A 21768-nucleotide genomic window follows, 5' to 3' on the forward strand; every position below is an offset into this window, starting at 1 on the left:
GCCCTCAGGATTGGACCGCCGCCGCGTGCGGACGGCCACGACCGCCTACTTCGCGGAGGTGCCGTCGGCGGGCGTCGTCGCCTCCGACGTGGTGGTGGTGCTGGCCGACGCGTCGTCGGCCTTCGCTTCGGCAGCCTTCTCGTCCTTCGCGTCCTTGACCTCGGTGCGGAAGATCTTGGCCGACTGGCCGAGGCTGCGGGCGAGAGCCGGCAGGCGGGTGGCGCCGAACAAGAGGATGACGACCGCGAGGATGATCCACGGAGCCGGACCCTCGAAGAGACCACGAAGCATGAGCGAGTTCCTGTTCTTCTGCGCTGAAGTGTCAGTGTAAGCCAGGCTACCTGGATTCACCCGACCGAAGACGGCGATACGAAATTATCGCATCTCTTTCCGATAACGGTCGACGCCGGAGCGGGCCCAGTCGGCGACCGCCTCCCGCGCGCTCGGCGGGGCGACCACCGTCATGACGCCGGACATCCGCGTCGCGAGTCGCTTGAGGCCGTGGTAGTGGGACACCCGGAGCGTCGTGCGGATGCGTCCGTCGTGCTCCGTCGACGTCGCGCCGTCGGGGATGAAGTCCGCGATCAGGGGCATCGCGGAGGACGCGATGTCGATCGTCACCTCGAGATCCTGCGGCGACGGCTCGAACAGGCGATCCGGCAGGCGCACCTCGCTCGCGCGGTGCTCGATCGGGAGGTCGGTGATGACCGCGTCGGAGATCCGGTCGAGCCGGAAGGTGCGCACGGCCTCCCGCAGGTGGCACCAGCCGCGCAGATACCAGTCGTCGTCGAAGGACTCGACCCGCAGCGGGTCGACGTGGCGGCGCTCCTTCTCCCCCGACGCGTTGAGGTAGACCAGATCGAGCTGCACGCCGCTCGCGACCGCCTGCCGGATGAGCGCCAGGGTGGATGCGATGGCCGGATCGGCCTCCACCCCCACCTGGGCGGGTGCGGCGGAGGCACCCGCGCTGAGCTTGCCCGTCAGACCCGCGAGCGTCGCGCTGCCGGCGTTCTCGGGCAGCGATGCGAGGTACTGCAGACCCGCGATGAGGGCGGCCGCCTCGCGCGCCGAGAACCGCGGTGCATCGTCGATCGCCACGAGGTGGGTGAGTTGGATCTCGTCGTGCTCCTCGAAGGCGTCCCAGTCGATGTCGAACAGATCCTCGTGCTGATAGGCGTCGGTCTCGCCGGGGATGCCGCTCACCGCGATCAGGCGCACCGCCTCCCGGATCTGCTCCGGCTGCATGCCGAAGTGGTCCGCGGTCTCGGCCACCGTGGCGCCGTCGTGGTCCATGAGCCACGGCACGAGCGACAGCAGGAACGCGAGCTTGTCGCGAGCCTGCAGCGGTTGCGCACGCTCAGCCACGCGCCGCCTCCTCCAGACGTTCCACGACCGCCGCGCGCAGGTCGGCGGGCTCGATGACGAGCACCTCCGGCCCGAACCCGGCGAGCTCGTCGGCGAGGATCGCCATGTCGACGTAGTGCACCCGCAGCCGCTCCGTGCCGGCAGCGCCCGGGCCGAGCTGCTCCGTGTCGCGGCGGTTGGTCAGACGGGTCGCCGCGTCGGTGTCGCAGGTGACCTCGACCTCGGCGACGCCGCGATGCCAGACCTCCTCCAGGCCCGCGACCGCCTCGGCGGTGTGGTCGCCGGGTCGCGCGGGGGCGGGCTTGCCGGTCGCGACGGGGCCGACGATCCGGCGCAGCAGGAACATCTTGCGCGCGCCCGCGGTCGAGCCGCCGTCGACGTACTCCTCCGCCGAGAGGTGCCATCGCCCCTGGTACTGCACGAGGGCGAGCGGGATCACCTCGCGCTCCCGCGCGGCCTGATCCCCCGGCTTGAGGTACGGGAAGCGCACCACGAGGTGCTTCTCGAGCGCCGCGTCGAGCGGCTCGAACGCCGCATCGCGCAGCCGCACGCGTGGCGCGTAGCCGATCGTGGGCTCGGCGACGTCGACGCCGAGCGAGCGGAGCTTCAGCAGCGCCCGCCGCGACTCCCCCGACAGCGAGCCCTCGCGCCACACGCGCGCCGCGAGGTCGAGCAGCGTCATCTCCTCCGGCGTGAAGCGGATGTCGCTCGGGAGCTGGTACGCCCCACGCGGGATGCGGTAGCGCAGCGTCTGGTTGTTGCCGGCATCCCCGGGCGAGTCGACGGTCTCGAGCGGCACGCCGAGATCCCGGATGTCATCCTTGTCGCGCTCGAACTGGCGCTCGAGATTGGCGTTGTCGCCCCCGGCGTCGAAGCGCTGGCGGTAACCCTGCACGGTCGACAGGATCTCGTTCTTGGTCAGCCCGTTCTCCGTGGCGAGCAGGGCGAGAACGAGGCTGAAGAGACGCTCCTCCACCGGCACGCGGGCGGTGGCGTTGGACATGCTGATGATCCTACGGACCGCGAGCACCTCCGTTAGGTGCGCGTCGTGCCCGGCGACGCATCCAGCCGGATCAGCGCGAGACCGGATTCGGGATCGACCTTCTTGCGGAGGGGTTCCGGGGTCTGCGTCAGGATGATCTCGCAGGTGGGCCGCACGTGGGCCTCCTGCACGTGACCGCCGAGCACCCGCCCGTCGGCGAGCGCGACGGCGGCGTGCGCGTGCAGCTGCGGCTCGCCGTCCTTCTCGGCGAGGTCGCCGATGAGCGAGACCAGCTCGACCTGCTCGTTCAGATCGACCGACGTGCGGTACTCCTTGGCCTCCCAGTCGAAGTAGGCGAGCCGTACCGACGAGAACGCACCGATCGCGCGGATCGAGGCGCCGAGGATCCGGTGCTCACGGGCGAACCCGGTCAAGGATCCGACGAGCTCCTCGCCCGTGTCCAGCACGATCACCCAGCCCGTGCCCGGAGTGCCCGATCGATCGACGCGCATCCGCCCTCACCGCCGTCACCGTCGCGGCCGCGATCGCGACCCGACTTCAGGCGTACCCGCGGATCCCGGCGGTGCGGCGCTCTCGAAGGATCCGCCCAGCCTCGGTGCCGAGCGGCGGGGTCTAGGAGCGGACGCCGAGGATGTCGATGACGAAGATGACGGTGTCCTTCGCCGAGGCGCCCTGCGGCGGGTTGGCGCCGTAGCCGTCCTTCGGCGGCAGCACGACGAGCAGCTGCGAACCCGCCTTCTGACCGACGATCGCGTCGATCGCCTGGGCGGGCAGGACGCCGTTGCCCTTGCTGAGCACGACGTCCCTCGCGATACCGGCCGACCACGTGTCGAGCGAGTCGATCACGGCCGGCTTGTCGCCGTTGGCGTCCGGCCAGGTCCACGCCGTGTAATGCAGAACGGCCTTCTGGCCCTTCTTCAGCACAGCGCCGCCTCCGGCCTTCACGACCTCGGAGCGTGCGTTCTTGGGCTTGTCGAGCTCCTGCAGCACGATGCCGGGCTGGCCGTCGACCGCCGTGATGACGCTCGGCATGCCGTCCTGCGGCAGCTGGTTCGCGCCGTCGGCCTTACCCGGGTAGACGTGCACGACATCGATCACCGCGACGATCGGCTCGGAGGCGGGGAGACCGGAGACCGCGTTCAGGCGCTTGCCGTTCGAGGTCAGCGCGATCCGGGATCCGGCCTGCGCGCACACGAGGGCCGTGGCGAGTGAGGACCTGCCGAGCCCGGCCTGACCGGGCAGCCCCTTGCCGGCCACGGCGCGCAGCGACCCGTCGTACGCGGTCGCGGCGATGGGCCGGCCGGTGGTGCCGTCGTAGATCGTCGCGTCGAGATCGATCTGCGCGCCCTTGGCCGCGACCAGGCCGTGACCGGCCTTCAGCACCGTCACCTGGTCGCTCTTCTTCACCACGATCGGCGTGGGGAATGTCGCCTTCGGGCTCTTGCCGACGACTCCCGTGGCCTTCACGATGCTCGAGGCGTCGCCGCTCGGCAGCTCGGGAACGCAGCCGCCGGGCTGATTGCCGGGCCCACGGCCGGCCGGAGCGCATCCCGCCAGGACGCCCGCGAGGAGGGCGGCGGCGGCCACGGCGGTGATGATCGCGGTCGTACGGCGCACGGGTCCTTCTTCCAAGCGTCGGGAGGGATGCCCGCCGATCCGCGCGAACGCAGACGGGCCCGAAACACTCTACCGGCCGTCGCCGGTCGCTCCGTGCGAACGCGCCTGCCCGGCGAGGCGCTGCGCCTCGCGAGCGACCTTGCGCAGGCGCTTGTCGCTCTTGACGTGCTCGCCGAGCGCCCCGGGCGTCCAGGCCTCGACGTCCTCGTCGCCGTACTCGGTCTTCGACGCCCGACGCGCCGGCGGGGTCAGCACGGCGCCCGGCGCGAGCCGGCGCGCGGTCAGCAGGAACCCGGTGTGACCGACCATGCGGTGATCGGGGCGCACCGCGAGGCCCTCGACGTGCCAGCCGCGCACGAGCGTCTCGGTCGGGTCGGGTTCCGTGTAGGACCCGGTGGCCCGGATCGCCTCCGCGACCCGCGAGAGCTGCGTCACGGTCGCGACGTAGCAGAGCAGCACTCCCCCGGGTGCGAGCGCTTCGGTGACCACGTCCAGGCATTCCCACGGCGCGAGCATGTCGAGCACGACGCGGTCGACCGATGCCGGCGTCGCGACGTCGGGCAGCCGCTCGGCGAGATCGCCCAGTTCCACGCTCCAGTTCGGCGGCACGCTCCCGGTGAAGGCCGCGACGTTCCCGCGCGCGACGTCGGCGAACTCCTCGCGACGCTCGAACGAGACGAGCCGCCCCTCGGGGCCGATCGCACGCAGCAGCCAGAGCGAGAGCGCGCCGGAGCCGACCCCGGCCTCCACGACCACCGCACCGGGGAACACGTCGGCCTGCGCGAGGATCTGCGCCGCGTCCTTCGGGTAGACGATCGCGGCGCCGCGCGGCATCGACATGACGAAGTCGGCGAGCAGCGGGCGCAGCGCGAGGTACCTGTCGCCGTTGCTCGCGGTGACGACGCTGCCCTCGGGTTCACCGATGATCGCGTCGTGGTCGAGAGCGCCGCGGTGGGTGTGGAACTGCTTGCCGGCCTCGAGCGTGATCGTATGCAGCCGGGCTCGCGGGCCGGTGAGCTGCACGCGGTCGCCGGCGGCGAACGGTCCCCGGCTCATGCGGCCCTCCGACGGGCGTGCAGGGCGGCGAGGTCGGCCACGCCGCGCCCCTCGAGAGTCGGCCAGAGGGTGTACGCCGCCGACGCGGGCAGCTCGAGGTGCGAGGGCACGGCGATCGTGCTCGCTCCCGAGGCGACGGCGGCGGCGACGCCGACCTCGGAGTCCTCGATCGCGACGCAATCCCCCGCCTCGACGCCCAGACGCGACGCGGCCGTGAGGTAGGCCTCCGGATCGGGCTTGCCGTGCTCGACCTGGTCGCCCGCGACGACCACATCGAATGCGGCTCCGGCGACCTCCGAGATCGCGTCCGCCATCCTCCGCAGCGACATCGTGACGAGCGCGGTCGGGATGCCGGCATCCCGCACGTCGCGCAGGAGCGCCTGGGCGCCCGGCCGCCACGGCACGGTGTCGCGCAGCTGCTCGAGCACCCGGTCGGTGAGCAGGTCGACGATCTCACGGGCCTCGAGGTCGACGCCGCGCGACTTCAGCACGAGCGCGGACACCTCGAGCGCGTTCCCGACCAGGGTCAGCGCGTCGTCGTGGGTCCAGGTGCCCCCCCACGCCTCCACCAGCTCCGTCTCGGCCCGCATCCAGTAGGGCTCGGTGTCGACGAGCGTGCCGTCCATGTCGAACAGGACGGCCGCCGGGAGCGCGGGCTGCGAGGTCACCCGGAGAGTCTAGGGAGCGGGCGGCCTCCGTTCCCGGCGCCTACAGTGGACTGATGGCCGAGGCAGCGGGATTCGGGACCGGCTCGACCCTCGTCGTCGCCTTCGAGGGGTGGAACGACGCGGGCGACGCGGCGTCCAACGCCGCCCGCATGGTGCGCGATCAGCTGGAGCTGGTGGCGATCAGCGACCTCGAGCCCGAGGACTACTTCGACTACCAGTTCAACCGCCCGACGAGCGTGCTCGACGAGGACGGCAACCGCACGCTCGAATGGCCGGGCGTCACCCTGTACGGGCCGGTGGACGGCGGGACCGGCATCCACGTGCTGCTCGGCACCGAGCCCTCGCGGGGCTGGCGGACCTTCGCCGGCGAGCTCGTCGACGCGTTCCTGGCCGCCGACATCACGGGGATCGTGTTCCTGGGCGCCATGCTCGCCGACGTGCCGCACACGCGGCCCATCTCGGTCTTCGCCTCCAGCGAGAGCGGCGAGCTGCGCGACCGGTTCGAGCTCGAGAAGTCCACGTACGAGGGACCGGTCGGCATCCTCTCCGTGCTGGGCGATGCGGCCCAGAAGGCGGGCATCCCGTCGCTGTCGATCTGGGCGTCGGTGCCGCACTACGTGCACAACGCCCCGTCGCCCAAGGCGACCCTGGCGCTCATCGAGCGGCTCGAGGAGTTCGTCGAGCTCGAGGTGGATCGCGGCACGCTCATCGAGGAGTCGACGGCCTGGGAGGACGGCATCAACGCCCTCGCGAGCGACGACGACGACATGGCGGCCTACATCACCCAGCTCGAGCAGGCCCGCGACACCGTCGACGCCCCGGAGGCGAGCGGCGACGCGATCGCCGAGGAGTTCGAGCGCTACCTGCGCCGCCGCGACGGTCGCGCGGGCGACGGGAACACGGGCCCTCGTCGCTGACGCATCAGTGCATCGCGATGTCGAGCAGGATGATCGCGAGCCCCAGCAATGCCGTCACGACTCCCCCGAGGATGCGCAGCGGCACGGGTCGGCGGCGTTCCGACAGCGACTGGTAGCCGAGCACGCCGAGCACGAGCACGTTGACCACGAGCGCCCAGTCGGCGGCGTCGGGCAGCACGCCGGCCGCGCCGAGCAGCACGACGACCGTCGCCGGGATGGCGCTCCACAGCATCCCGTTGGAGTGGGCGAGGGCGTGGCGGAAGGAGACGCCCAGACGCCGATCCTCCCCCGACCGCATCCCGTGCCCGGCGATCGTGCGCGCGTAGACGTGGGCGATCCAGAACACGATGAGCGTCGTGACCGACCACTCCAGCACCTGCAGGAAGTCGACCGAGGCCGGGGTCAGAAGGGCGAGGTCTCCCTGCACGTTCGGCTGATCGCCCGGAACACCGTCGCCGGCGTGTTCGTATGCCGCACTCACGGCGATCAGGGCGGCGTACAGGATCGTGCCGTAGACCGCGTCGGCGGTGACGACGCGGTCGCGGAGACGCGAGAGCCTGCTCATTGCGCCGGCAGGATCCCCAGGGCGAGCACCACGAACAGGGCGATGCCCAGCAGCACCCGGTAGATCACGAACGGCAGGAACGAGCCCTTCGAGATGTAGCGCATGAAGAGCGCGATGACCGCGAAGCCGACGACGCCCGCGACGACGGTCGCGACCCCGGTCTGCGGCCAGCTGAACACCTCGTGCCCGTGGCCCTTCAGGCTCTTGAACAGCTCGTAGAAGCCGCTGCCGAACACGGCGGGCAGGGCGAGCAGGAACGAGTAGCGCGCGGCCGCGGGGCGCTCGAAACCGAGCGCGCGGCCCGCCGCGATGGTGGCCCCGGAGCGGGAGACGCCGGGCACGAGGGCGAGCGCCTGCGCCGTTCCGAAGACCAGAGCCTGCCCCCAGCGCATGTCACGCAGCCGGTAGATCCGCTTGCCCAGCAGGTCGAGGACGCCGAGCAGGATGCCGAACACGATGAGCGTGGTCGCGACGATCCACAGGGACCGGAACACGGTCTCGATCTGGTCCTGGAACAGCAGACCGAGCACCACGATCGGGATCGAGCCCACGATGATGAACCAGCCGAGCATCGCGTTCGGGTCGCGCCGCGGGATCCGGCCGAACAGCGCCTTGACCCACGACCCGATGATGTGCGCGATGTCGGGCAGGAAGTAGATGAGCACGGCCGTCTCGGTGCCGAGCTGCAGGATCGCGGTGAACGCGGCCCCCGGGTCCTTGCCGGTGCCCATGAGGGTCGACGCGATCCGCAGGTGGGCGCTGGAGGAGATCGGCAGGAATTCGGTCAGACCCTGCACGATGCCGAGGATGATCGCTTCGAGCCAGGTGTCCACGAGCGACGATTCTGGCAGACCGGCGCTCGGCGATCGCGCCCCGGGCTCTCAGCAGTCCCTGAGGAAGTCCGCAAGGACCGCGCGGCCGAACTCGAGCGCAGCGAGCGGCACGCGCTCGTCGACGCCGTGGAACATCGCCGGGAAGTCGAGTCCGGCATCCAGCCGCAGCGGGGCGAAACCGTAGCCGGTGATGCCGAGTTCGGCCAGCGCCTTGTTGTCGGTGCCGCCGCTCATGAGGTACGGCAGCACGGGCGCACCGGGATCGTGCCGCTGCAGCGTGGCCGTCATCTTCTCCACGAGCGCCCCCTCGAACGGGAACTCGAGCCCGATGTCGTGGTGCAGCACCTCGAGCTCGATGTCGGGGCCGATGAGCTCGCGCACCCGGTCGAGCACCTCGTCCTCCTGGCCGGCGAAGGGGCGCAGGTCGACGAGGGCGCTCGCCGTGTCGGGGATCACGTTGTGCTTGTAGCCGGCCTCGAGCACGGTCGGGTTGCCGGTCACCCGCAGGGTCGCCTGCAGGAACCCGGCCGCGGTGCCGGTCGCGAGCACGACCTCGTCGGGCTCCGCGTCGTCGGGGAGCCCGAGGATGCCGCGCAGCTCCCCCACCAGCTGCGTCGTCGTGGAGGTCATGTGCAGCGGCCACTCCTCGGCACCGAGGGTGGCGACAGCGCGCGCGAGCTTCGTGACGGCGTTGTCGCGGATGACCCGCGACCCGTGCGCCGCCGTCCCGCGCGCGGTCAGCTTGATCCAGGAGAGCGCCTTCTCCCCCGTCTGCAGCAAATAGGCGCGGGTGCCGCCGATGTCGACCGAGTAGCCGCCGACCTCGCTGATCGCCTCCGTCGCGCCCGCGAACCACTCCGGATGCTGCACGACGGCCGGATGCGAGCCGAACACCCCGCCGTTCTCCTCGTCGGCGAAGAACGCCACCACGAGGTCGCGCGCCGGCTGCTCCCCCGCGGCGTGCAGGTCGCCGAGCGCGGTGAGGATCATCGCGTCCATGTTCTTCATGTCGACGGCCCCGCGGCCCCACAGCATCCCGTCGCGGATCTCGCCGCCGAACGGGTCGACGCTCCAGTTCGCGGGGTCGGCCGGCACGACGTCGAGGTGCCCGTGCACGACGAGGGCGGCGCGCTCCGGATCGCGACCCGGCACCCGCGCGACGACGCTCGTGCGGCGCTCGGCGGCGTCCCAGAGCGTGGGCTGAAGGCCGAGCCGGCGCAGCTCGGCGGCCACGTACTCGGCGGCCTCGGTCTCGCCCTTCGACCGGCCCGCACCCCAGTTCGTGGTGTCGATCCGGATGAGGTCGCGCGCGATGCGCGCGGTGTCCTCGAGGGGGGCGTCGGGGTGGGCGGCCATGTCCTCACGCTAACCGGCGAGGTGCTAATCTCGACACTCGGTCGTCCACAAGGCGACCACCTCGCGCGGGTGGCGGAAATGGCAGACGCGCTAGCTTGAGGTGCTAGTGCCCGTATAGGGCGTGGGGGTTCAAGTCCCCCCTCGCGCACGAGGGCTCTGTTCGCAGAGACCGAAGGCCCCGGAGTCCGCTCCGGGGCCTTCTTCGTTCTCTCGGCCGGCGGCGCGCGGCTACGCGGGCATGGGCACGCGGGCGAATGCGCGCACGGGCGACGTGCCGAGACCGCGGATGTTCAGCGGCGCCGCGGTGAACCGCGATCCGCTCGGCGGCAGCTGCGCGAGGCCGGTGAGGTGCTCGACGACGTGGATGCCGTCGCCCAGCAGACGGGTGTGGGCCGGCCGCTCGCCCCCGGCATCCGGGGACATGTCGTCGATGTTGACCGAGTCGATGCCCACGAGCGTCGCGCCCTGCTCGGCGAGGTGGTCCGCGGCCTCCGCGCCCAGGTACGGCGCGCCGTTCGCGTACGCGGGCGTGCCGAAGTGCCGCGACCATCCGGTGTGCAGCAGCACCGCCCTGCCCCGCACGTCGCGGTCGAGGAACAGGCTGGCCGGGATCTCGCGCCCCGTCACGTCGTCGAGGTGGAACACCTCGGCCGGGAGGTCGACCAGGGTCGCCAGATCGAGGCCGGACAGATCGGGTCCGTGCGGATAGCGGTGGTACGGGCTGTCGAGGTAGGTCCCCGTGTTCCCGGCGATCGTGATGACATCCATCGCGAACACCGTGCCGGGCGCGTACCGCGCGACCGAGTCGGCATGCGTGAGAAGCGGCGTGATGACCGGAGCCGGGATGCCGGGCAGGGTGACCAGGCCCTCGGAGATCGGGTGGCTGAGGTCGACGACGTGCCACGCGTCGGTCTCCGCCGGCGCCTCGATCACCCCGCGCGATCCCTTGTGCGCCTCCTCGACGATCTCCAGGCCCGTGAGGACGACCGAGCCGACCATCGCGAGACCGAGGTGCTGCACCAGCAGCCGCCCGATCTCCGATTCGGCGACGTCCCGGGACGGCAGGTCGAGCCGGAAGCCCTCGGCGGTGAGGCCGCCGCCGTTCAGGAAATCGATCCGGGCGTCGAAGCGGGCGCGGTACTCGGGCATGCGGCCAGTCTCGCAGCGGCATCCGACCCCGGCTGGGGCCGCTCTCGCCGGTCGGCTACCGGATGCCGGGCACGCCGCCCAGGAGCTCCCGGAACACCTCCGCGGCCTCGGTCGCGGTCGCGAGGGGTGCCGATTGCCCGAGCCACAGCGACTGGAGGTCCCCCCGTTCGCGGCGGCCGGCCTCCGCACGGAAGCGGCCGGTGAGCCAGTTCTGCGCCGGGAACGCGGCGATCGCGGCGCCCGCCTCGATCGTGCGGACCGCGCGGTTGGGAGCCCCCCGGGCGAGCCGCCCGCTCATCGCCCGGGTCAGCACCGTGCCGTGCGCCGGTGTCCGGGCGATCGCGTCCCGGTGGGCCGCATTCGCGGCGGACTGGCGCGTGTGAAGGAACGCCGTACCGACCTGCACGCCCTCGGCGTCCAGAGCGAACGCGGCCGCGACGCCGCGCCGGTCGGCGATGCCGCCGGCCGCGATCACGGGAACGCTCACCGCATCCGCGACCTGCGGGATCAGCGCGAGACCCCCGACGAGCGAGTCCTCCGCGCGGTGCAGGAAGGAGACCCGGTGACCGGCCGCCTCGGCTCCGGTCGCGACCACGGCATCCACCCCGCCTGCTTCGAGCGCGACCGCCTCGTCGACCGTCGTCGCCGTGCCGACCACGCGGATGCCCGCGGCGTGCACCCGCTCGACCAGCTCCGGCGAGGGGACGCCGAAGACGACGCTGAGCGCGGCCGGGCGCGCGGCGATGACGGCATCCACCTGTTCGGCGATGTCCGGCAGGAACCGGGCCGGCAGGGGCGGCACATCGACGCCGAGCTCGTGGAAGAACGGCGCGACGACGGCCATCGCGGCGTCCCATTCGGCATGCTGCGGGTCGATCTCGTCGCCCATCGGCAGCCACAGGTTCAGTGCGAAGGGTCGCGGGGTCGCGGCGCGGATCGCTCGGACGGTCTCGGCGATCCGCTCCGGCTCGTACCCGTAGAGACCGTAGGAGCCGAGGCCGCCGAGCTCACTGACCGCGGCCGTGAGCTCCACCGCGGACAGGCCGCCGAAGGGGGCGAGCACGATCGGGGCATCGATGCCGAACAGCTCGCGGACCCGGTCACCGTCGCGCATGACTCAGGACGATACCCCGCTCGATCGGCGCCCCGCGCGGGTCCGAACCTGCCCCGCCTACCCTGCAGCGGGCCGGATCGCGGCGAGCCGCTCGGCGATGGTGTCGCCGACGCGCCCCACGAAGCCGGCCATGTCGGGACCGGCCGCGCGGAGGTGAACGTGCTCGACCCCCAGGGCGGCCAGCTGCTCCGCGGAGCGCAGGAAGGCATTCGGATCGGTCAGCGGGTCGGCCACGATCGGTCCCTGCACGGTCTTCTCGATGGCGGCGTAGTCGGTGCCGAGCCGATCGCAGTGCTCACGGAGCACCTGGAGCTTGTGCGCGACCGCCTCGACGTCGGAGGCGATGAGGTTGCAGCCCTGCGCGTACTGCGCGACCAGGCGCAGCGTCTTGCGCTCCCCCGACCCGCCGATGACGATCGGGGGGTGGGGCGCCTGGATCGGCGCCGGGCGGTTGATCGTCTCCGCCAGCCGGTAGTGCGTGCCCTCGTACGGGCCGTCGTCGTCGCTCCACATCTGCAGCGCGATCTGCACCGCCTCCTCGAGCCGCTCGAACCGCTCCGCCAGCGGCGGGAACGGCACGCCGAGCGCGAGGTGCTCGCGCTCGTACCAGGCGGCGCCGATGCCGAGGAAGGCGCGGCCGCCGCTCAGCACGTCGAGCGTCGTCGCGATCTTCGCCAGGAGCGCCGGATGCCGATATGTGACGCCCGTCACGATCGTGCCGAGCTTCATCCGGCTCGTCACGCCGGCGACGAAACCGAGGGCGGTGTAGCCCTCGAGCATCGGATCGTGGGCCGTGCGGAACTGCTCCATCTGGAAGTAGTGGTCCATGACGCTGAACCACGAGGCCCCGATCTGCTCGGCCGCGATCGCGGTGTCGCGCATCATCGGGGCGATCGTCGCCGGCTCGCCGGGAATGGTGAAGTCCATGAAGTGGAATCCGAAACGCATGACTCAACGCTACGCCCAGCCGGAGGGTGCCTCCGCACAGGGGGCGTCGCGGGCGGGGCCAATCCACAGGCCGGGCAGTCCGGACGGTTCCGAGCCGGCCTCACCCTAGACTCCGGGGATGCTGGAGGGATGGAGCCGCCAGGCGGCCGACTACGTCGACAGCACCGCCGTCTGCCCGCGATGCGGTGCCCGCATCGAGCCCACGCTCGTGTGCGGCACCTGCCGCGCGATCCTGAGCGGTGAGGAGGCCGTGCGGGTCCGCGCCGCGTCGCAACGGGCCGCCGAGGCCCTGCGGGAGCGGCAGCGACTCATCGATCTGCTGCCGGTGGCCCCGCTCGCGAGCGCGGCGGCGGCCGTGCCCGCCACGGCGCCGGTCGGCCCATCGCCGACCTCCGCGGTGCCGCGCGCCCCGGGATCGCAGGGCCAGATCGGCGTGCCATCCGTCCTGGCGGTCGTCGGCGCCGCCCTCGTCGCGGTCGCGGGCATCGTCTTCACCTTCCTCAATCCCGATATCGCCTTCGCCGCCCGCACGGTGATCATCGCCCTGCTCACCGTGCTGTTCCTCGGCGCGTCGTGGCTCATGATGCAACGACGATTGCGGTTGTCGGCCGAGGCCCTCGGGGCTCTCGGCATGGTCTTCGTCGTGCTCGACATCTGGGCCGCGGTGCAGAAGACGCCGCTCGACGTGAGCGGATGGGTGCCGGCCGCCGTCGGCACGCTGCTCGCCTCGCTCGTCATGTTCGGGCTCGCGCTGCTCGTGCGGATGCGGGTGTGGCTCTGGACCTCGATCGTCGGCTTCGTCCTCGTGCCGGCGATGTTCGGGTACGCGCTCACGAACGGCTGGGCGGTGCACGCCGGGCACGTCGCGGCGGGTTTGGTCGCGTGGGGCGCCCACCGCCTCCTGCGGCGCGCGGCCGGGCGCTTCGGATCGGAGCTGCGGGCCGACCACGGCACGGCGACCACGCTGCAGCTGGTGGCATCCGGGGTCGTGGTGCTCACGCTGCCGTTCTTCCCGGCGCCCGATGGATTCCGCGTCGTCGGCTCCGGGGCCGACGACGCGGGAGCCCGCGTGCTCGGTGCGGGCCTCGTCCTGCTGGCGCTGGCCGTGCTCGCGGCGCTCGGCACGCGGGATCGCCTCCCCCGGCTGTGGAGCGTGCTGGCCGGCGTGTGGGTCGCCCTCGCCGTCGCCCAGCTCGCCTTCGTGCCGCTGGACGACGCGGCACCGCGCGTCGTGCTCGCGCCGCTCACGACCGCGATCGTGCTCGTGCTGCTGGCGGCGATCCCCCTTCCCGGCTCGGTGCGACGGCCTCAGCTGCTCGCGGGTGCCACCGCGGTCGCCGCCCTGGCGGCCGTGCCCGCGGCGGTCGAGGGCCTGCTGGAGCTCGGATCGGCCGGCGTGCTGCTGCCCGCGGACGCGGGCAGGTGGTCGATCCTCGGGCTGGCCGCCGCCGCGGTCGGCGCGGCCGCCACCGGCTTGCTCTCCCGCCGGCGCGGTGAGGGCGGGTTCGCCCGTGCCGGCTGGATCTCCAGTCTCTGGATCGGCGCCGGCACCGTCCTGACCCTTGCCGCCTGGGCCGGCTGGAGCCGCACGACGGGCGCGGTGCTGGCCCTCGCGATGGCCCTGGTGCTCGGGATCCTGGTGCTGCTCGTACCCGCGGCGCGCCGGTCGCCGGCCTGGCTGCGCATCCCCGTGCTCGTCGCGGGACACGCACTGCTGCTCGTCGCCGGCATCTCGTCGTGGATCGAGCGGCCGCTGACCGTGCCGGTCGGGGTCGCGATCGTCGCGGTGCTCATCCCGCTCGGTCTCGCGTCTCCCCGCGCACTACGGCCGTACACCGTCGCCGCCGGCTACGCGTACGCGCTCGTCGTGTTCGCCACCGGTCTGGCCCGGGCCGACGTCGAGTCGATCGCGGTGCTCTGCCTCACCGCGTCGCTCGCCGCGGTCGCGGGCCTCGCGGCCACGCTCGTGCGACGGGTGCGGGCGGGGGCCTGGTACGCCGTGCTCGTGGTGACCGCGGTGCCGTTCCTGATCGGCGTCGTGACCGTGCTGTTCGTGCGCAGCGGGTGGACCGCGCTCTCGACCGGGCTGATCTTCCTGCTCGCGCTCACCCTCCTGCTCACCCGCCGCCCCGGGCTCAACCGCGTCGTGCGCACGCTCGCGGCGGCGCTGCTCGTGCCCGCCCTCGCGGTCGTCGTGGTGTGCCTCGGCGCGCAGCTGCTGGTCCAGAGCGGCTCGCCGGTGACGCTGCCGATCATCGCCGTCATCGTCGCGGCGACCCTGTGCGCCACCACTCCGATCGCCGCGGGCCTCACCCGGCACGGACTCGCGGCGCAGGATGCCGTGGCGGCGCGCATCGCGATCGAGACCTCGGCGCTCGTCACCGGGGCGATCGCGGTGCTGCTCGCGCTCGTGCGCCAGGCGGCCGGACTCGGTACGACGTTCGTCGTGCTCCTCGTCCTCGGCATCGGCGCCGCGGCCGCGGCGGCGTTCGCGAAGCGCGGCTACGGCTGGTGGGTCGCCGGCGTGTGCTGGAGCGGCGCCCTGTGGTGCGCGCTGTGGCTGGCCGGTGTGCAGGTGGCGGAGCCCTACGTGCTGCCGCCCGCTCTCGCGCTGGCGCTCGTCGGGGTTCTGCTCGCGGCGCGCGGCGGGGCGGGACTGCCGCTCGTGGCGACCGGGCTGGCGTGCGCGGTGCTGCCGACCCTCGTGCTGCTCGCGGTCGCCGGGCCTGGCGACGGCATCCTGCCCTGGCGCACGGTCGGCCTGCTCGGCGGTGCGTTCGTGCTGCTCGTGCTCTCCCGCCTCGCGGCGGGCCGGCTGGATCGGCACGGCCGGCTGGCGAGGCTCCACGCGCCCGTGCTCGCCGCCGCGATCGTCGCCTCCGCGGCCGGCGCGGTGCAGGGCGTGCGGTGGGCGGTGCGGGGCGACGCGGTCGCGATCCCCTCGGCACAGCTGGTCCTCCCGGTGCTCGGCCTCGCGATCGTCGCGGTCGTGTTCGCGGGATTCGCCGGCCGGATGCTCGTGCAGCGCACCGGCCGCGCCTCGCGCTGGGTGCTTATGCCGGCCACGCTCTTCCTGATCCCCGGGCCGATCGCGTCGGCACGCGATGTCTGGCTGCCGATCTGGACCCTCTGGGGCCTCATGCTCGCGCTGCTCGCCGGGGTCGTGCTCGTCGCATGGCGAGCGCGACGCGGCCCCACGATCCTGCCGCCGGTGTGGCTCGTCTGGGGCGCCGCGTGGGCGGTCGCCGTCGCCGGGTGGAGTGCCCGCGAACTGCGGGTGGAGATGTTCTCGCTGCCCCTCGGCATCGCCCTCCTCGCGGCGGGTGTCGTCGGTATGCGTCCCATGGCGCCGACCACGATCGTCGACCGACCCCTGCGCACCACGCCCAACGGCTGGCCGGTGGGGTTCACCGGCTCGTGGGCGCTGCTGACGCCGGGCATCGCGGCGGTGTTCCTGCCGTCGCTGCTGTCGACCGGCACCGATCCGCAGACCTGGCGCGCCATCCTCGTGATCGCGCTCGCGCTCGCCGCGATCCTGGTCGGCTCGCTGTTCAAGCTCGGGGCGCCGTTCGTGCTCGGCATCGCCGTGCTGCCGATCGAGAACATCGTCGTGTTCGCGGTGCAGATCGGCCGCTCGATCGGCTCGACGCCGTGGTGGATCACGCTCGCCAGTGCCGGCGCCGTGCTCATCGTCATCGCGGCGACCTGGGAGCGGCGCACGAGCGGCGAACGGGGCGTGGCCGCCCGGATGCGCGATCTGCGGTAGCGCGCGCTCCGACTTCGACCTGCGATAGTCGAGTCATGACCGCGTCGTACGCGTTCGAGGCCGAGCTCTACCGCTGGGCGTCGCGGCGGGAGAAGTGGCTGTTCGTCTCGCTGCCCGCCGACGTGTCGGAGGAGATCGGCGAGCTGCCCGCTCCCCCGCGCGGCTTCGAGTCGCTGCGCGTCGACGTCACTCTCGGTGCCAGCACGTGGCGCACCTCGATCTTCCCGGGCGGTGACGGTCGGTACACGATGCCCGTCAAGCGCGCCGTCTACGAGAAGGAGGGCGTCGACGAGGGCGACACGGCGCGCGTCTCGATCCGCCTGCTCGACGTCGGCTGAGCGGAGCGCAGCACACGCAGGTGTCGGCCGTCGTTGACACCATCGAACACATGTTCGACACTGGAGCGATGACGGCGACAGCAGCGGCCGTCACCTTCGAGCTGTCGGAGGTGGAGGCCGAACTCGATCGGGGCGGCCACGCCCCGACTGGCCGCGCGCAGGGTGACGTGGTGCGCGAGCTGCAGGCGCGCATCCGGAGCATGCAGCGCAACCGCATCGACACACGGGCGCTGCCGACCCACCCCGCCCTCGCCGACCTGCTGCCGAACGGGGCGCTGAGTGCCGGCGGCACCTACGCGGTCGCCGGGTCGACGACCCTCGCCCTCGCCCTGCTGCAGGGCGCGAGCGCCGCGGGGGCCTGGTGCGCCGTGGTCGGGGTGCCCGATCTCGGGGTGGAGGCGGCCGCCGGCCTCGGTGTCGATCTCGACCGGCTCGTGCTGGTGCCGCATCCGGGTGAGCAGTGGCTCGCGGTCGTCGCCGCGCTCGTCGACGTCGTCTCGATCGTGCTCGTGAAGCCGCCGTCGGCCGCACCGGGCGTGCCGCGCATCGGCGAGGCGACCGCGGGCAGGCTCTCGTCCCGGCTGCGTCAGCGCGAGGCCGTGCTCGTGAGCCTCGGCGACTGGCCGCGGGCGGATGCCCGACTCGCCGTCACGGAGTCGGCGTGGGCCGGCGTCGGCGCCGGTTTCGGCCACCTCGTCGGGCGCCAGGCGACCGTGACCTCCGCCTCGGCGGCATGGTCGGGTCGTCCGCGCTCACGCCGGCTGTGGCTGCCCGGTCCCGGCGGGACCACCGTCGAGGCGGTCGTCGCCCGACCGGAGGGCGCCGACCGCGCCGACCGCGCCGACCGCATGGACCGGCTCCGCGTTGTCGGCTGAACGTCGCGGCCGCTGCGCGACGAGCCGGATGCCGAACAAGGCTCAGGGACAGCACAATGACCCCATGCAGATCTTTGCGATCGGATGGTTCACCCTGTTGGCGGCCGGCGTCATCCTCGTGATCGTCGGTCTCGTCGTCTGGATCACGGTCGGCATCCGCTGGCTGCGGCTTCATCCGGAAAACAACGCGCCCTCGTCGAACGGCACCGCGCCGCCCGCATCCTGACTCACTCCGGACCGACGCCCGAGACGGGCGTCGGGACTGGCGTCGCCGCGAAGGCCAGAAATGGCCTTCGCTCAGAGCTCCAGCGTCCCGATGTCCTCGTTCCACAGCTCGGGGTTGCCCGCGATGAAGTCGGTCATGATCCGGACGAGCTCCGGGTCCTGCACGACGTCGACGCGCACGCCGTTCTCGCGCAGCCAGTCCTCGCCGCCGTAGAACGTCGTGTTCTCCCCGATCACGACCCGGCCGATGTTGAACTGGCGCACGAGCCCGGAGCAGTACCAGCACGGCGACAGCGTGGTCACCATCGTCGTGCGGCGGTACGAGCGCTGACGCCCGGCGTTGAGGAACGCGGAGGTCTCGCCGTGCAGGGCGGGGTTGCCGCCCTGCACGCGCTGGTTGCGGCCGGAGCCGAGCAGCCGGTCGTCCGCGTCGAACAGCGCCGCACCGATCGGGATGCCGCCCTCCTCGAGCCCCGCGAGGGCCTCGTGCCGGGCGACGTCGAGCTTCTCGGCATCGGTGGCGTACACCGCGCCGACAACGGGCGCGGCGCTCATGCGGCCTCGTCCGCCGCGTCGACGCCGATCACGACATCCGGCTCCTCGGAGACCGGACCGCCGACCTGCGGGCGGAAGACCCGGAAGAACAGCAGGTACAGCAGGCCGGCCAGCACGAATCCGACGAGCGGCGTGAGGTCGCCGATCGGGGAGCTCGCGCCGCCCGTGGCGGTCACCACGAGCCCCGTGAACAGCACCTGGTTCGAGAACAGCACGATCGAGACGACCGCCGCGATGACGAACGCGATGATGCCGGCCGGGTTGCGGTACTTCGCGCGGTCCGGGATGAATGCCGCGATCGCCGTGCCCCGGCGCAGCAGCCGGTCGACGAGCACGACGCCGAGCCACGGCGCGATCCAGTAGGCGATGACGAGCAGGAAGTTCTCGTAGTTGCTGGTCACATCGGTGAGGATCGACACCAGCGCGATGAGGAATCCGAGGATGCCGAAGCCGATCGCGATGATCGCCCGCCGCAGCGAGAACCGGATCCGGATGCCGGCCGCGAGGAACGACATGGAGCCCGAGTAGATGTTGAGGGCGTTCGCGGCGATCGCGCCCACGGCGATCGCGAGGAGGGTGATGGCGGCGACCCAGCCGGGCATCCCGTGCACGAAGGCGTCGGTCGGGCTCGCGTTCTTCGGCGCCACGATGAGCGCGGATGCCGCGCCGGCCGCCATGAGCACCGTGCAGGAGACGAAGTTGCCGAGCGCGGCGGCCCAGCCGGTCTTGGCCCGGCTGACCGTCTTGGGCAGGTAGCGGGTGTAGTCCGAGGCGTACGGGTTCCAGCCGGCGGCGTAGCCGAAGGCCGCCGCCGCGGTGAGGGTGAACCCGCCGAACGTGAACGCCGAGTGGCCGAGGGCCGGGCCGACGACCGGGTTCGCGAAGATCGCGATGGTCGCGATGATGAAGACGACGCCGAGCACGATGCTTGCGTACCGCTCGAAGACCTGCACCAGATCGTGCCCGACGAAGGCCAGCAGCACCTCGAGCACCACGATGATGAGCAGCGCGAGCCAGATCGGCATGTGCGTCAGGGTCGCGAGCGCGAAGGCGCCGGAGACCGAGTTGACGGCGAACCAGCCGAGCCCCGCCATGATCGTGTTGATCGCCGCGGGCAGGATGTTGCCGCGCAGGCCGAACGCGGTGCGGCTCAGCACGAGCTGGGCGAGGCCCTCGCGCGGCCCCCAGGTCGACAGGATGCCGTGGCTGGTCGCGCCCAGCGCGTTGCCGATGACGACCGCGAGGATCGCCTGCCAGAAGCCGAGGCCGAAGTACGCGACGCCGATGAAACCGACGAAGACGGTGGCGAATTCGAGGTTGGGGGCTGACCAGGTGGCCAGGAGCTGCCAGGGCGATCCGTGGCGCTTGTCGGCCGGGATCGACTCGATGCCTCCCGGCTCGATCGAGGTGGGCCGGGGAGGGGCGGTCGTCGTCATGGCCACACCGTAGCGACTCGGCGCGTTTCGGGGGTGTTTCGCCGCGACGATCAGCGCGACCGGCGCCGCTGACGGGCCGAGGCGACGAGGACGATGATCCCGATGACCGCCATGACGACGCCGAGCCCGATCTTGACGCTGTCGGGCGGTCCGCCCTCGATGAACTGCGTTGCGGCGTAGCCGACGCCGCAGACGGTCAGCAGGATGCCGAAGATCATGATCACGGTCATCGCGGTGCGGCGTCTCACGGGCGGGTCTCCTCCATCGCCCTCGATCCTCTCAGTTCTCTCCCGACGCGCCGGACCGGGTTGAACCATTCGAACATATGTTCGAGAATACCGGGATGACACCACCCCGCCTCCTCGTGCTCTGGGTGCCGGACTGGCCCGTGCTCGCCCATGCGCGGGCCGGGCGGCTGCCGGAGGAGGCACCGATCGCGCTCGTGGCGAAGAACGAGGTGGTCGCCTGCTCGGCCGCGGCGCGCGACGACGGCGTCCGGCGCGGGATGCGGCAGCGCGAGGCGCAGGCGCGCTCACCCCGGCTGCACGTGCTGCGTTACGACCCCGCGCTCGACGCGCGTGCGTTCGAGCCGCTGCTCGTCGCGCTCGAGCAGTCGTTGCCGGGGCTGCATCCGCTGCGTCCCGGCACGGTCGCCGTGCGGGCGCGGGGGCCCGCGCGGTACTACGGCGGCGAGAAGGCGGCGGCCGTGCACGTGCTCGGCGTCGCGCGCGAGCTCGGCGCGCCGGGTGCGCGGGTCGGCATCGCCGACGGGCTGTTCGCCGCGGAGCGCGCCGCGAAGAGCGGCGCCGACGCCGCCACGATCGTCGCCCCCGGCGCCACCCCCGCCTTCCTCGCTCCGCTCCCGATCACGCTCATCGACGAGGATCCGAGGGCCGGGACGGCCCTCGGCGCTGGGGTCGCGGCGAAGGCCAGAAATGGCCTTCGCTCTGAGCTCCACCGCGCGGAGCTCGTCTCGCTGCTCCCCCGGCTCGGCATCCGCACGCTCGGCGAGTTCGCCGAGCTCGGCGCCGACGATGTGCTCGCGCGGTTCGGTCCCGCGGGAGCGCGGCTGCATGCACGGGCCGGGGGTCGGGATGCGCGGCCGGCGACCCCGCGCATCCCCCCGAGGGACGTCGACGCGCAGGTCGACTTCGAACCGGCGCTCGAGCGGGTCGACCAGATCGCGTTCGGCGTGCGGCAGGCGGCCGACGAGTTCATCGCCGCCCTGCTCGAGCAGAAGCTCGTGTGCACCGCGCTGCGGGTGGAGCTCGTCGGCGATCGCGGCGAGGCGAGCGAGCGGGTGTGGCTGCATCCGCGCTCCTTCTCCCCCGCCGAGGTCGTCGACCGGGTGCGCTGGCAGGTGGCCGGCGCCCTCGATCCGAAGCGCAGCGCGCGGCCGATCGAGGGCGAGCTGCGGTCCGCCGTCACCCGGGTGCGGCTGAGCCCGGAGGCCGTCGACCCGGCCGGGGCGCACGAGCGCGGGCTCTGGGGCACCGGACCGGACGAGGGCGTGCACTCCGCGCTCTCGCGCGTGCAGGGCATGGTCGGGCACGAGGGCGTTCTGACGGCGGCACCGGCCGGCGGTCGCACGCCGGCCGAGCGGCAGGCGCTCGTGCCGTGGGGCGACCGGCCGCTCGTCGCGCGCGATCCCCGTCGCCCGTGGCCCGGTGTGCTCCCGCCGCCGGCGCCGTCGATGGTCTACGAGCTGCCGCGCGGCATCGGCGTCGAGGATCCGGCCGGCAAGCCGGTCACGGTCGACGAACGCGGGGCCCTGAGCGGACCGCCCGCCGTGATGGTCTCGCCGACCGGCGCGCGGCGCGATCTGACGGCGTGGGCGGGTCCGTGGCCGCTCGACGAGCGCTGGTGGGATGCCGAGGCCGCCCGCAGCGTCAACCGCTTCCAGGCGGTCGACAGTGAGGGCGTCGCCTGGCTGCTCGTGCTCGACGGCGGCGGCTGGTGGGCCGAGGGGCGGTACGACTGAT

At 72.6% G+C, this 21768-nt stretch carries 22 protein-coding genes and 1 tRNA gene; 7 read left to right on the plus strand and 16 right to left on the minus strand.

Annotated elements, in window-relative coordinates:
* Positions 1-45 precede the first annotated feature (45 nt).
* The 7 genes from ABD285_RS10725 to ABD285_RS10755 form a co-directional block, all read right to left on the minus strand.
* On the minus strand, positions 46-291 hold the full coding sequence (locus ABD285_RS10725; RefSeq protein WP_284251975.1) for a twin-arginine translocase TatA/TatE family subunit: 246 nt from the start codon (positions 289-291) through the stop codon (positions 46-48).
* An 84-nt stretch (positions 292-375) separates the two neighbouring features.
* Positions 376-1365, minus strand: coding sequence for a helix-turn-helix transcriptional regulator (locus tag ABD285_RS10730; RefSeq protein WP_344202525.1), 990 nt, complete (start codon positions 1363-1365; stop codon positions 376-378).
* Complete coding sequence (locus ABD285_RS10735) at positions 1358-2368, minus strand: helix-turn-helix transcriptional regulator (protein WP_284251971.1); 1011 nt, start codon at positions 2366-2368, stop codon at positions 1358-1360. Before ABD285_RS10735 ends, ABD285_RS10730 begins: the two co-directional genes overlap by 8 nt.
* Positions 2369-2400: 32 nt before the next feature.
* Positions 2401-2859 (minus strand): PPC domain-containing DNA-binding protein, encoded by a 459-nt coding sequence (locus tag ABD285_RS10740; protein ID WP_284251969.1) that lies wholly within the window; start codon positions 2857-2859, stop codon positions 2401-2403.
* 121 nt (positions 2860-2980) lie between these two features.
* Positions 2981-3985 carry an FKBP-type peptidyl-prolyl cis-trans isomerase gene (locus ABD285_RS10745; RefSeq protein ID WP_284251967.1) on the minus strand — a complete coding sequence of 335 codons (1005 nt, stop codon included), beginning with the start codon at positions 3983-3985 and terminating at the stop codon, positions 2981-2983.
* Positions 3986-4054: 69 nt separating this feature from the next.
* Positions 4055-5041, minus strand: coding sequence for a tRNA (adenine-N1)-methyltransferase (locus tag ABD285_RS10750; RefSeq protein WP_344202528.1), 987 nt, complete (start codon positions 5039-5041; stop codon positions 4055-4057).
* Positions 5038-5709 (minus strand): HAD family hydrolase, encoded by a 672-nt coding sequence (locus ABD285_RS10755; protein WP_344202530.1) that lies wholly within the window; start codon positions 5707-5709, stop codon positions 5038-5040. Before ABD285_RS10755 ends, ABD285_RS10750 begins: the two co-directional genes overlap by 4 nt.
* 53 nt (positions 5710-5762) lie before the next feature.
* Between ABD285_RS10755 and ABD285_RS10760 the strand changes: the two genes are divergently transcribed.
* On the plus strand, positions 5763-6626 hold the full coding sequence (locus ABD285_RS10760) for a proteasome assembly chaperone family protein (RefSeq protein WP_284251965.1): 864 nt from the start codon (positions 5763-5765) through the stop codon (positions 6624-6626).
* Between the two features lie 4 nt (positions 6627-6630).
* On the opposite strand, the gene ABD285_RS10765 is transcribed toward ABD285_RS10760, so the two are convergent.
* Genes ABD285_RS10765 through ABD285_RS10775 form a run of 3 tightly spaced genes read right to left on the minus strand, consistent with a single transcriptional unit; the run spans position 6631 to position 9380 of the window.
* The gene (locus ABD285_RS10765) at positions 6631-7191 is read right to left on the minus strand and encodes a hypothetical protein (protein ID WP_344202532.1); all 561 of its coding nucleotides are present in this window, start codon (positions 7189-7191) and stop codon (positions 6631-6633) included.
* Positions 7188-8024 (minus strand): undecaprenyl-diphosphate phosphatase, encoded by an 837-nt coding sequence (locus ABD285_RS10770; protein ID WP_284251962.1) that lies wholly within the window; start codon positions 8022-8024, stop codon positions 7188-7190. The genes ABD285_RS10765 and ABD285_RS10770 overlap by 4 nt, the downstream gene beginning before the upstream one ends.
* A gap of 48 nt (positions 8025-8072) precedes the next feature.
* Positions 8073-9380, minus strand: coding sequence for a M20/M25/M40 family metallo-hydrolase (locus ABD285_RS10775; protein WP_344202534.1), 1308 nt, complete (start codon positions 9378-9380; stop codon positions 8073-8075).
* A gap of 63 nt (positions 9381-9443) precedes the next feature.
* On the opposite strand from ABD285_RS10775, the gene ABD285_RS10780 reads away from it, so the two are divergent.
* Positions 9444-9528: transfer RNA gene (locus ABD285_RS10780), tRNA-Leu, on the plus strand.
* 80 nt (positions 9529-9608) lie between these two features.
* Here ABD285_RS10780 and ABD285_RS10785 read toward each other — a convergent pair.
* From ABD285_RS10785 to ABD285_RS10795, 3 genes are read right to left on the minus strand one after another with little or no spacing between them, the layout of a single operon-like run.
* Positions 9609-10529, minus strand: a complete 921-nt coding sequence (locus tag ABD285_RS10785; protein WP_284251959.1) for a cyclase family protein — start codon at positions 10527-10529, stop codon at positions 9609-9611.
* A 55-nt stretch (positions 10530-10584) separates the two neighbouring features.
* A complete protein-coding gene (locus tag ABD285_RS10790; RefSeq protein ID WP_344202537.1) occupies positions 10585-11643 on the minus strand; it encodes an NAD(P)H-dependent flavin oxidoreductase in 1059 nt (352 codons plus the stop codon).
* Positions 11644-11700: 57 nt separating this feature from the next.
* Positions 11701-12591 carry an LLM class F420-dependent oxidoreductase gene (locus tag ABD285_RS10795; RefSeq protein ID WP_344202539.1) on the minus strand — a complete coding sequence of 297 codons (891 nt, stop codon included), beginning with the start codon at positions 12589-12591 and terminating at the stop codon, positions 11701-11703.
* A 118-nt stretch (positions 12592-12709) separates the two neighbouring features.
* On the opposite strand from ABD285_RS10795, the gene ABD285_RS10800 reads away from it, so the two are divergent.
* The 4 genes from ABD285_RS10800 (at position 12710) to ABD285_RS10815 (ending at position 17796) form a co-directional block, all read left to right on the plus strand.
* Positions 12710-16357, plus strand: a complete 3648-nt coding sequence (locus ABD285_RS10800) for an SCO7613 C-terminal domain-containing membrane protein (RefSeq protein WP_344202541.1) — start codon at positions 12710-12712, stop codon at positions 16355-16357.
* Positions 16358-16392: 35 nt separating this feature from the next.
* Positions 16393-16695 carry a DUF1905 domain-containing protein gene (locus ABD285_RS10805; protein WP_344202543.1) on the plus strand — a complete coding sequence of 101 codons (303 nt, stop codon included), beginning with the start codon at positions 16393-16395 and terminating at the stop codon, positions 16693-16695.
* A gap of 68 nt (positions 16696-16763) precedes the next feature.
* The gene (locus ABD285_RS10810) at positions 16764-17570 is read left to right on the plus strand and encodes a hypothetical protein (protein ID WP_344202545.1); all 807 of its coding nucleotides are present in this window, start codon (positions 16764-16766) and stop codon (positions 17568-17570) included.
* A 64-nt stretch (positions 17571-17634) separates the two neighbouring features.
* Positions 17635-17796, plus strand: a complete 162-nt coding sequence (locus tag ABD285_RS10815) for a hypothetical protein (protein WP_284251943.1) — start codon at positions 17635-17637, stop codon at positions 17794-17796.
* Positions 17797-17867: 71 nt separating this feature from the next.
* Here ABD285_RS10815 and ABD285_RS10820 read toward each other — a convergent pair whose 3' ends face one another.
* From ABD285_RS10820 to ABD285_RS10830, 3 genes are read right to left on the minus strand one after another with little or no spacing between them, the layout of a single operon-like run.
* On the minus strand, positions 17868-18350 hold the full coding sequence (locus tag ABD285_RS10820) for a nucleoside deaminase (RefSeq protein WP_284251941.1): 483 nt from the start codon (positions 18348-18350) through the stop codon (positions 17868-17870).
* Positions 18347-19786, minus strand: coding sequence for a purine-cytosine permease family protein (locus ABD285_RS10825; protein WP_284251939.1), 1440 nt, complete (start codon positions 19784-19786; stop codon positions 18347-18349). Before ABD285_RS10825 ends, ABD285_RS10820 begins: the two co-directional genes overlap by 4 nt.
* A 50-nt stretch (positions 19787-19836) precedes the next feature.
* A complete protein-coding gene (locus ABD285_RS10830; protein WP_284251937.1) occupies positions 19837-20034 on the minus strand; it encodes a hypothetical protein in 198 nt (65 codons plus the stop codon).
* A 95-nt stretch (positions 20035-20129) separates the two neighbouring features.
* Between ABD285_RS10830 and ABD285_RS10835 the strand changes: the two genes are divergently transcribed.
* Entirely contained in the window at positions 20130-21767 is a 1638-nt protein-coding gene (locus tag ABD285_RS10835; protein WP_344202549.1) for a DNA polymerase Y family protein, read from the plus strand.
* Position 21768: the final 1 nt, after the last annotated feature.

This window comes from Pseudolysinimonas kribbensis, assembly GCF_039531715.1.
Taxonomy (GTDB): Bacteria; Actinomycetota; Actinomycetes; order Actinomycetales; family Microbacteriaceae; genus Pseudolysinimonas; species Pseudolysinimonas kribbensis.